Here is an 11025-nt window from a genome sequence, read left to right as displayed (position 1 = left end):
TAATCCCCAACTATAATTCCATACTATTTCTCCGGATTGATTTTCTTTACCAAAAATATCATCCAAGACCAACCGCATAAAACTATTCACTCGCCAATCACAATGCACATAAATACTGCCGTCATCTGCTAAAAGCCCGTGCATAAGTTTTAACCGCTCATAAATCATGGCAATAAAACTATCAGCGCCCTTGCCCCACGTGTCGCGGTAAGCGATTTCTTCAATAACCGACGGTTTTTTGGTAAAAGTATCCTCGCCGATTTCAATATTCATGGAGAAATCCGCGCCCACATCAAACGGCGGATCAATATAAATTAGTTTTAGTCCGCCTTCGGCTTCAATTTGTTTTTTAAGCGGACCATTTTTGAGCGATGATAAAATCAACTTGTTGTCGCCCCAAATAAGTTTGTTTGACCAACCCTTGATCTGTCTGCCGGAAGTATCAAATAATGTAGTTTGTGCCGTGATTTTTTCTTCGCTTCTCGGTTCGTCAATATGTTCAATCGCTTGAAAAGGCAAAACCATATTTTCCACTTCATCAGTTTTTCCGTTCCATAAAAGCTCAACCTCTCGATCTGTATCAAAAAGCAAAAACCGGTATTTTTCAGGCAATGGTTTACCTGACTCCAAATATTTTATAATATCTCTTTTTTCGTTATCAGTTAGGTTTAGTTTATAATTCATGCTATTACTTATTAACTACTCATCAATTATAGCCCATTTTGTAAAGTTTTAGAATTCAGCTTAACTGCTCGTACTAAAGGCTAAGCCTTTCACTATCGTGAAGGGCTTAGCCTTATACTCGCTCTAGCTACGCAATATATATAGGTTAGAGTTATAGTAAAGCATACTAAAGGATGTAAAAACCAAGCAAGATCTTTCTTCTTTCGAAAACCTACAAAACTAACCCATAGTGGCTGGAATATAGTTAGCGAATAAAATACATATAATAATAACCTTAAATAGCTCTTCTTTGTAACCATATGATAACGTCTATTAGTTATCTGTTTTAGATATAGAGTATCCATATATTTCAGTCTTTTCTTCATAAGAGATATTAGTGTATCAGCTGTTTTATGGATAATAGAGTTATTTACCACTGCAAAATTATTTAAACCTTGCTCTACAAGGTCATAAATAACATCTATGTGAAAAAAGTGCGCAGGATCTACACGCGCTTTTTTTAACAATTTTGTCCTTATTACAAATCCATTTGCTCCCAAGGTTGGCATATTTTCTGGAGTAAATACAACCCTATAATATTCATCCATATCTTCAACATCTCCAGCCAAATTATACTTATCATACAAATAGCTCAACCTATCTGCCTTGCCTAAATAAAATGGAAGAGGATCATTAACTCCAAAAAGGGCAACGTAGCGATTAAATATCGAGTCAGTTTTTCGATACAAATAGCGCAAAGGATAGCTGCCAACTAATCGCTTATCTTTCATCAATGGATTAACTAGTAGTTTTAACCAATCATTAGTTGGTAATATATTATCCGAAGCAATATCTATAACCAATTCTCCCGTAGCTATTTCTAGACCATAGGATTTTGCTGCTTCAGATAATACTCCTTTTTTTATTAATACTTTACAATTAAATCTCTCCGCAATTGATACTGTACTATCTCTGGATCCTCCATCTACTACAATTATCTCAATCTTACCTTTTGGATACTTTTGCCCAGATATACTTGTTAAACATTCAACCAAAGAATCAGCACAATTTAATGTAGCTATAATTATGCTAACTGTAGAATATTTCATACGTTTATTTAAGGCAAGGCCTTTAATAAAATTAAAGGCCTTGCCTTAGTGTATTACTGGGTAGAAAATCTAATAGTTTGCTAACGTATTTTGTTCCCAGAAAGGCAAGAAACTTTAAATCGTCTAACGTTCTAATTTCAACAATTCTTCGCTTAATATATCCTAGAGACCAAAAAGCACTATAACTATCTCTCACCACTTTTTTAAGCTCTTTATCTGATAGTGGAGTTTTAAGCACTGGCTCACCCATGTCAAAGCGAGCATAATCATTCGTTATTAACCAATCGTTAGCCATCGCTTGGTCATACAGCGCTGTACCAGGATATGGTATTAATATTGTTGCCTGCATAGTGTCAATCAGCCCCTTTTTAAATAATCGGTGAATGAATTTCACAGTACGCATTGCATCCCGTAAGGTCTCCCAAGGATAACCAAACATGGTTGTAATGTGTGGCTCAAGACCAGCTTCTTTCGCCCATTTTAATGATTGCTCCAGCTGTTGGTGAGTAGTACCTTTGTTAATGCGATCCAGAGTTTTTTGATTTACCGATTCCAACCCATAGAGAACAAAGCGAAAATTAGCTCTTCCTAGTAGCTGATATTGTTGTTTTGTTAATGCCCCCGCTCGCATATTGCAGCCCATTACTATTTTTTTATGGTACCCTCGCTTAATCATACCTTTGCAGAACTGCTCTAACCACACTCCTGTTGGAAACGTACCAGTATCGTCAAATACTTCCTTCACACCAAGATTTATTAGTTGTCCTATTTCATCTAACAACTTCTCTGGACTTGCTTTACTCCAGGTTGGAAATATGCTCGTCCAGGAACAAAATGTACACCCTGCTTTACCTCCTTCTGCGGGTCTCCTCCACCAACAGTCACGACCAATCATGGTGTAGGTGTTGGGGGTATATTTAAAGTTTCCATTACCTTTTGAATATAGCTGCCACTTGGTAAGCTCCCGATCAATCATTGGCAACGAATTAAGATCATATCCTCTCTGATTGCCTCCCGTACGAACAATTTTCCCGTTTTTATCTCTATAGCACACGCCTGTACTTAGTTTTTTGCTCTTACCAGACATGTAATCTACTAACTCTAGCAATCTAAAATCAAAATCTCCTCCGATTAAAATATAGTCAACATTAGACTGTTCTAACGATTCTTCAGGGAGAGCAGAAACATGGTCTCCCATCAATACCAATTTCATCTTAGGAAACCTTATCTTTAGATCATCAATTATCTTCCAGTGTTGCTTAATAACGGGTGTTTTACTTTCAATCGCCATTACATCGGGTGTATTTTCCTCAAGCCTCTTGGTAAATTGAGAGTAATTTAATTTTTCTGCCGCACAATCTAACCACAAGACATCGTGTCCATTTTTTGAAAGTAAGGTTGCCGCGCTAGCTGGCACAACTGGATAAATTACATACGATGTTAGTGGGCTCCTAAACCACTGAAACTGACGGTTTTGCCCCAACAAGGGCACTCCTGGTCCTTGCAGTGGCAGATAACTAATAACTATTTTCATACAGAATTACCGATCTTAACAATTAATTTACGCATAAAACTCACCATAAACCTGTATCCATAATACATATGCGTCGTGATCACAGCTGGCACCATTAATATTGCGATTATTATATTCTTTTTATAAGCAAAGATCATTGCTTCTGCAATAATTACTGCTAAATACAACAGTCCTGGAATTAAGACAAGCCTTGAGTAATGAGCAGTCCAAGGTAGTGTTAAAAAATATAACAGCAACACCGATGGGATAAAGTATGGCAATGTAAATGATGTCTGAGGGTAGGAAAGGGCAAACTGACCACGCTGCGTTCCATATCTACCTACTTGCTGTAGGTGAGGTCTAAACAAAGAACGCCTATGGTGATATACAAATAGATCTGGACTATACTGTATTCCTGTATTGTACTTTTCAGATAACAGCAAGCACAGCTTTGTATCTTCCCCAGGGTACATGCCTGACTCAAAACCACCAAGTTCAACAAATACATCTCTACGAATAATTAAATTTGCAGCTGGGTAGTCATATACCACACGAGGTTTCATTTTACGCGAACGAAAAACTCCCGCTCCCATACTTCCAACATAACTCTCCCACACTAGTCCACCAGCTCCTTTGAGGAGGTTATCACTTGGAGGTGTCAGAAGTGGTCCACCCGCTCCATATGTCTCTGACTTACTAAACAACTCAACTATGCGTTCAATATAGCCAGGTGGTACAAAAACATCGTCATCATTGAATATAATTATTTCTCCCTTACCATGATCTATTACTTTATTCCTCTTACTTGCCGGATCACCAGCTAAGCTTTTATCTACAATCAACCTTGCAAACTTCTGCTTAACTTGAAACTTGTTGGTTGAAGAAAGAATAACCTCAAAATTTTTATATGTCTGCTTCTCATAAGACAAAAGCGTCTCAGATAGATACTTACTTCTATCTTCCAGTGGGATGACAACAGTAACTTTTACTCGTTTTGCCATGAGTCTGCAAGTATATCACTTCATGAAGACAAACCCATTCCAGGAATGTACTAGGTTGACATTCCTGGAATGAGCAACTTTTTTAGTGTCTGAAAGTCAGCTAGTAGATCTTTTTTTGTATTAGGGTTATATACCGAGACAGCTGGGTGATAAAGTGGCAAAATCTTTACATTACCAGAATCTGTTTTTGCATCAAAAACCATCCCATGCATCTTGCTAATTGGCTTCAATTCATCACCTAGCCCAAATTGCTCCATAATAAACACCATGGAGAATCTTCCTAGTGTCGCAATAACTTTTGGTTGGATAACATTAATTTGGCGAATTAAGAATGGCGAATACAATGCTATTTCATCTGGCTTGGGATCGCGATTATTTGGTGGGCGATCTTTTACAATATTTGTAACATACACTTGAGAGCGCTCAATATCTACAGAGGTAAGCAATTCATCTAATATCCTCCCCGATGCACCACAAAATGGCTTGCCAGTTTCTGCCTCATTTTTTCCAGGTGCTTCACCTATGAATATAATTTTGGAGTCATGGCTTCCTTCTCCTAACACTGGGAAATAGTTATTGGCTTTCCGATACTCATACAGCGGTGACAACTCTAGTTCAAGAACTTCATCTCTAATCTCACGTAGTCTATCAGTTTTACTTTTCATTAACGAATAAAAGATGCTTCTAGAGAGTTTTTAAGACACTGCTCAATCTGCTTCTTGTCTAGGATACCATTTTTATACAAAAGATCCATCTCATTAGAAACATTTGTCTGCAACAATTGTGGATTGTCAGAATTAATTGTAAACTTTACATCGTATTCCATAAATTTATGCAAAATTCTCTTCATATCTTTCAAATCTTTCACAAACTTAACTCGCAAGTTTGAAGTAGGACAAACCTCAAGTACAATATTTTTCTTGGCTAAATACTTCATAAGTTTAACGTCGTCAGATGCTCGTACCCCATGCCCTATTCTATCGGGTTTAAGGATTTCAACGGCGCTCCAGACATCTTCTGCGGGAGTAGATTCACCAGTGTGAACAGTAACCCCCAAACCAGCTTCTTTCGCTTTTGCAACTGCATCTGCAATTTGCAGATAATTAAATTTTTCACTATTTGGTCCGCCTAGATCAATTCCCACTACACCATCTCTATGAAACTTAATTGCTTTATCTACGATTACTTCATTCTTAGTTTTACTAAACCTTCTATCCATCATTAAAATGATTCCAGCTGAAACTGGATATTCTAGAACAGCCTTCTTCATTCCTATAACTGATGCCAATATAATTTTATCCAAATCGTGCTCTCCTCCTCTATTTCTAAGCATTGGATTAAATCTAATTTCTATTAGTTTTGCGTTGGCTTTGCGGTAAGTATTGGAAATAGCATGGTGCACTGATCGCTCTACTGCATAAGGACTAGATTGAATCCTCTCTGGAATTTCAAAAAAACGTGTAACATATTCCTCAAAGGAAACACTTGTATCCATCCTTATAAGCTGCATAAATTTCCAGTAGTCTTTCTCAGGCAACTTAATGCCTTGTTGATGAGCTAGCTCCCATAGAAAATTTGCTGTCGATGAAGATCCTAAATGCTGATGAAGATCTGACATGTTTTCCATGCCAGCAAACTGTAAATCTACCATAGGTAATTATAAGGTGTTAACCTACCAAAGGCAAGACCCCATGCAAAGGTGTTATTTTGCAGAGTATTCTCTCTTTACTTTATCAGCTAATATCATTTTCATGTACGATTGATAAGGTATATCCTGTTTATTGGCTAAGGTTTTTAGATCAACAAGTAGTGATTCTGGCAATCTTACGGTTACAGGCTTTGTAGATGGTTTAAGATTGGGCATGGCAGGGTTTTTTACTGCTTTACTCCAATCAACATAATCAGTTGAATCGTGAGTTGTCCAGAACTCTCGTTCGTTATCTTCAGTTTTAAATTTTGGTATTGTTTTAAGCTTTTTCATATTGCCTCCTTTCTTTCTTATTTTGGTCTCTGGCAGAAATAATCCTTATAAGTCTGTTTCTATGAGTAAATGCAATAAATAATAATCTATTTGCGCTTGTTTTTCCTAAAGCTTGGTATCTATATTCATTTTTGAAATGTTTGCTATCAGAATTAATGATTAATGGTTGATTAAAAAACACTTCTTCACATTCCTTATTGACTACTTTATGTTTTATTAAATTTTTATCTCTATTTCCAATACAATTTATTTATTTGTCAACTGAAAAATATTAAAGGCCTTGCCTTTAATATTTAGATAAAACAGCGAGCCTTGTCCTTATTTTCTTATTTAACTACTCCAAGGAGTCTGCATTTTCGTAGCAATATCAACTGAAGGCACTACTGGCACAGGTGGTGTTTCAGGTACCACTGGCTGACTTACGTCATCTACTGGTATCCCACTTGTTGGTGCTGGCGCATCCACTTTTGATGTTTCTGTCACTGGTGGTACTACTGGCGGTGTCTGTGTCGGATCTTGTTGTAGATTGTTATTATCCATTGTATTCACCTCCGTTTCTATCTTACTTGGACGCTTTAAACGCGTATTCGCAGTAAAGATAAACTCGCTACCGTTATAATCAACGATAACAATATCTCCTGATTTAAGTTCTCCTTTAATAATCATAGAAGATACTGGATTCTCCAGCATGCGTTGAATCGTTCGGCGCAGTGGTCTAGCTCCAAACATAGGATCATATCCTTCTACGCCTAACTCTTTCTTAGCAGAATCAGAAACCTGCAAGCCAATATTTTGATCTTCTAATAAGTCTGCCAATCCCGCTATCTGTAGGTCAACTATTTTTAATAGTTCTGATTGTGACAATGGCTTAAAGACTAGGACATCATCAAAACGATTAATAAGCTCCGGTCTAAAGAATTCTTGAAGCTTTTCAGTCAACATCTTCTTTAGCTGAGCATATTTCTTTTTATCCTCGCTCTCTTGCTCAGTTTGTAATTTATTTACTTCTTCTCCAAGAGGATGCATCTGTTCGACGCTGTCTGGAGCAGCATTTTGGATTGTGTAAGAAGTGAATAATTCAGGCAACATTCCACTCTGCCAAGTTTTTTCATTAAATTGTTTACGTTTCCAGTACTTACGACCTTTGACAATAAATTCTTCTCCTTTATCATTGAAAAAGTGTGCACTCCATCCATCAGCAGGTAAAGGCTCACTTTTATCTATTTTTTCTACCAATTGCCCACTATCACTTGTCATTAGCTCTTTAACTTTCTTCTGCAACTCTATGTCAGGTTCTGATGGTCCACTAGTTGAGACAGCTGCCACTTGCGGCGCAACTATCGCAACTTCCTGGACAATAGAGTTACCTGTTAGCGTACCAATAACATAATCTGCTAGAAAACCAGTTTCCCACTTAAGTGAAGCCATGCCATTGCGCATCCAGTATCTATCTCCATATGTAATAATTTGTGTTTCCGATGGTGATACTGCCACCGTCGAGAGCTTTGCAGTTGGTAGCTGCTGTTCCGGCTTATCCGCGCCTGCATTAGTTACCTCGTGTCCTTTAAAATAATCCAACAATTTACTTAACTCCCAGGCTTTACTAGTAGTAGATGTACGTCTCCACAGTCGATTATCTCGAGTTATAAGTTCTTCCCCTGAGGGTGCAATCATGTGAGTATCAAAGCCATCAACTGGAAATTTCTGTTTTAAGTCTAAGGGAGCTGCTTGAGACAAATCTTCACCTTGAAAATAATCTTCTAATGCACCATATTTCCAGGCCACATCTCTATTCTCTTTTTGCCACATTCTATTGCCTTGTGTTAATACGATGCGTCCCGTTGGTGAATAAACTAGAGTTGAAACTGGTTCAACTACTGCTTCAAAAGTACCCTCCTGAACCATGTCTTCCTGTATCAATTCAGTTCCAATATTGCTAGTTGCTATAAGAATTGTGTTTTTAAAGTCAATTGTCCGTCCTTTATTATCAGTCAGTCTTCCATCATCAAGCACCTGCAGTAAAATATTAAACACATCTGGATGAGCTTTTTCTACTTCATCCATCAATACAACAGAATAGGGGTGTCGACGTACTGCTTCTGTTAATTGACCTCCCTCTTCATATCCAACATATCCTGGAGGAGCACCAATTAACTTTGCAACCTCGTGTTTTTCCATATATTCAGTCATATCTAGCCTTACTATGCGCTCTTCTGATCCAAATAATATCTCAGCTAATGCTTTAGCTAACTCTGTTTTACCCACACCCGTTGGCCCCATAAAAATGAACGATCCTACTGGCCGTTTAGTAGATTTTAAGCCTGCTCGCCCACGGCGCACGGCTTCCGCTACTGCAGTTACTGCTTGTTTTTGACCAATTAATCGCGCATGCAACATGTCTTCTAAATTTAGTAGCTTATTAGTTTCAGACTCTGTTAGTTTAGAGATTGGAATATTTGTCCAGCGGGAAACAATATCCTGAATTGCCTCAACCGTTACCTCAGTTGTAGTAGTCGCTTTTTTCATCTCATACGCTTTTTGTTTTTCACCAAGTTCTTGTTGAAATTTCTTTAACTTTCGATCAAGTCCTATTATTTGAACATCATCATTAATTTTGACAGCTTCTTCTTTATCGGCTATAAGTCGTTTTATCTGCTCATTTAAGCTCTGAATTTCCTCTGGCAGTGATATAGAGGGTAGCCTAATGGACGAGGCAGCTTCATCTATTAAATCTATAGCTTTGTCAGGTAAAAATCTATCACCTATATATCTATGAGATAACCGCACCGCCGCCTCTAGAGCAGCTTCTGGAATAGATACTTTGTGAAATGCTTCATATTTATCTTTGAGAGCTCGTACCATCTGTAATGCTTTCTCTGGCGTAGGCTCATCAACCATAACCGGCTGGAAACGTCGCTCCAAAGCCCGATCTTTTTCCATATATTTACGATATTCAGCCACCGTAGTAGCACCAATCGTCTGCAGCTCTCCCCGGGCAAGCGATGGCTTTAATATATTAGAAGCATCCATTGAGTTTCCCCCACCACCGGCACCTACCATATTATGAATCTCATCAATAAAAATAATTATTTCCCCTTTAGAGGCTTTAATCTCCTTAATTAGATTTTTTAGTCTTTCTTCAAATTCTCCTCGATGGCTTGCGCCAGCAATAATACTCATTAAGTCAATGGATAATATTCTCTTATTCATCAGTGATTCAGGTACGTTTCCACTCGCAATTCTCTGCGCTAAGCCTTCCACGATTGCTGTTTTTCCTACTCCAGCTTCTCCTATTAACACGGGATTATTCTTTGATCTACGTAATAAAATATGCATCATGCGTTCAATCTCAGCTGATCTGGCAACAACTGGGTCTAGTTTTCCATCTTTAGCTGCCTTGGTAAGATCATGCGAGAATTGCTCAATAGCTGATAACTGTTTTTTTGTTTCTTCACCTGCCACGCTTGTTGTCTTACCAGATATTTTTTTATTCACCTCTTCGACACTTAATCCATGCTTGCTCATTATCTGCGCTGCTTGACCCTCACCCTCTTGTATAAGCGCTAATAAAAGATGTTCAGGTGAAATAAACTCATAACCCAACGATCTGGCTGCAGACAACGAATACTCTAATACCCGCTTTACTCGAGGAGAAAACTGAGGACTATCATGACTATCGCCTTGTTTTAGCACTGCCTCAACATCTGTCTGGATCTCGCTTGGTGTTTTTTTCATCTCAGAAAGAAGCTTATATATACCTGGATCTGTCAATAGACCCCAAAACACGTGTTCTGTATCTATGAATTGGCTATGTAACTCTTTAGCTTTGTTAACCCCCGCCATCATTGTCTGATTTGAACGCTGAGTTAAGCGAGTTAAAATATCTATTCCTGTGCGTTTCTCAGGATTCATTGTTCCTTTATTTGGATCCACAGGAGAATCATTCACCACAGGAGTGACTGGGTCTGCATTGATTACGCTGACATTATCTTTCTTGAACTTATCTTTAATATCAGAAATTGGATTGGGCATTACATTAAGTAAACCACAATCAGCCTAAACTTGTCAACAAAAACCTAAGCGAAACAAGGCGAGGCCTTTACGAAGTGAAGGGTGGGACCTTAAGTTGAGCGGTTTCACCAGATCCCAAACCAACCCAAGCAAGCTATTGCAATAATGCTTCTTCAAATTTTTATTTATTTTGATGTTGTAATGTTAACTTGCTTCAAGAAGGGGTCGATAGCCTTTATAACAAAACTAGATAACATAAAAGTTCGAGGTGTTTTTTTACCTTCAAAACTGCACTCAATGACCTTCAACTAGAATAGTTGCAAATTCTAAAGTATCAAAATGATGAAAATATGCTTCCTTTGATCCAGAGTAGTGAAAAAAATTATGATTTACTAACAATTTCAAATCCTCAGGATAACTGCCATCTTGTTTAAGAATTGGTAATAACTCAGGAGTTTTTTCATTAGCATCAAGCTTTTTAAAAAAATGTGGGTATTGTTTGAAGAAATCTTCCTAACAGAGAGGCATAGATTGCATCTATACCCTCTCGATCCTGCTACTCTTATTCCAGTTTACTTCCCAACAGTTAAACTTATTTTTCCCCATTTTTTTCTTTAACTCTAATACTTTCTTAGAAATTCTTGTTTTATTCCCCTCTTTATCTCCAGATTTAGGATTCAATGAATACAAATATCCACCAAGAAGCATATCAGCCATCTGGATTGGCAACACACCATGTGATTCTGT

General features: G+C 37.8%; 10 protein-coding genes. All 10 read right to left on the bottom strand.

All coding sequences use genetic code 11. From position 1 onward, the window contains the following. Positions 1-684 (bottom strand): hypothetical protein (locus tag CO050_02125; protein ID PJC31865.1); only part of this gene is annotated, 684 nt, incomplete at its 3' end. Between the two features lie 92 nt (positions 685-776). Continuing rightward, positions 777-1772, bottom strand: a complete 996-nt coding sequence (locus CO050_02120) for a hypothetical protein (GenBank protein ID PJC31864.1) — start codon at positions 1770-1772, stop codon at positions 777-779. Between the two features lie 31 nt (positions 1773-1803). Beyond that, positions 1804-3306, bottom strand: a complete 1503-nt coding sequence (locus CO050_02115) for a B12-binding domain-containing radical SAM protein (GenBank protein PJC31863.1) — start codon at positions 3304-3306, stop codon at positions 1804-1806. Then, positions 3303-4286, bottom strand: coding sequence for a hypothetical protein (locus CO050_02110; protein ID PJC31862.1), 984 nt, complete (start codon positions 4284-4286; stop codon positions 3303-3305). Before CO050_02110 ends, CO050_02115 begins: the two co-directional genes overlap by 4 nt. 50 nt (positions 4287-4336) lie before the next feature. After that, positions 4337-4951: a uracil-DNA glycosylase gene (locus CO050_02105; protein PJC31861.1), complete on the bottom strand. Its 615-nt coding sequence runs from the start codon at positions 4949-4951 to the stop codon at positions 4337-4339. Continuing rightward, the gene (locus tag CO050_02100) at positions 4951-5937 is read right to left on the bottom strand and encodes an adenosine deaminase (GenBank protein PJC31860.1); all 987 of its coding nucleotides are present in this window, start codon (positions 5935-5937) and stop codon (positions 4951-4953) included. Before CO050_02100 ends, CO050_02105 begins: the two co-directional genes overlap by 1 nt. 51 nt (positions 5938-5988) lie before the next feature. Next, positions 5989-6267, bottom strand: coding sequence for a hypothetical protein (locus CO050_02095; GenBank protein ID PJC31859.1), 279 nt, complete (start codon positions 6265-6267; stop codon positions 5989-5991). Next, positions 6254-6517: a hypothetical protein gene (locus CO050_02090; protein ID PJC31858.1), complete on the bottom strand. Its 264-nt coding sequence runs from the start codon at positions 6515-6517 to the stop codon at positions 6254-6256. The genes CO050_02095 and CO050_02090 overlap by 14 nt, the downstream gene beginning before the upstream one ends. An 80-nt stretch (positions 6518-6597) precedes the next feature. Next, positions 6598-10299: a hypothetical protein gene (locus CO050_02085; protein PJC31857.1), complete on the bottom strand. Its 3702-nt coding sequence runs from the start codon at positions 10297-10299 to the stop codon at positions 6598-6600. Between the two features lie 516 nt (positions 10300-10815). Continuing rightward, positions 10816-11010 carry a hypothetical protein gene (locus CO050_02080; GenBank protein ID PJC31856.1) on the bottom strand — a complete coding sequence of 65 codons (195 nt, stop codon included), beginning with the start codon at positions 11008-11010 and terminating at the stop codon, positions 10816-10818. Between the last annotated feature and the right edge of the window lie 15 nt (positions 11011-11025).

Source organism: Candidatus Roizmanbacteria bacterium CG_4_9_14_0_2_um_filter_38_17, from assembly GCA_002788855.1.
Lineage (GTDB): Bacteria > Patescibacteriota > Microgenomatia.
The sequence above is the reverse complement of the archived record's forward strand: the minus strand, read 5'-3'. Positions and strand labels throughout refer to the sequence as shown.

What these genes read in the sequence shown, in the direction of transcription:
- CO050_02115 (PJC31863.1), bottom strand. Translation starts at nt 3,306, where the DNA reads ATGAAAATAGTTATTAGTTATCTGCCACTGCAAGGACCAGGAGTGCCC.
- CO050_02120 (PJC31864.1), bottom strand. Translation starts at nt 1,772, where the DNA reads ATGAAATATTCTACAGTTAGCATAATTATAGCTACATTAAATTGTGCT.
- CO050_02085 (PJC31857.1), bottom strand. Translation starts at nt 10,299, where the DNA reads ATGCCCAATCCAATTTCTGATATTAAAGATAAGTTCAAGAAAGATAAT.
- CO050_02105 (PJC31861.1), bottom strand. Translation starts at nt 4,951, where the DNA reads ATGAAAAGTAAAACTGATAGACTACGTGAGATTAGAGATGAAGTTCTT.
- CO050_02100 (PJC31860.1), bottom strand. Translation starts at nt 5,937, where the DNA reads ATGGTAGATTTACAGTTTGCTGGCATGGAAAACATGTCAGATCTTCAT.
- CO050_02110 (PJC31862.1), bottom strand. Translation starts at nt 4,286, where the DNA reads ATGGCAAAACGAGTAAAAGTTACTGTTGTCATCCCACTGGAAGATAGA.
- CO050_02095 (PJC31859.1), bottom strand. Translation starts at nt 6,267, where the DNA reads ATGAAAAAGCTTAAAACAATACCAAAATTTAAAACTGAAGATAACGAA.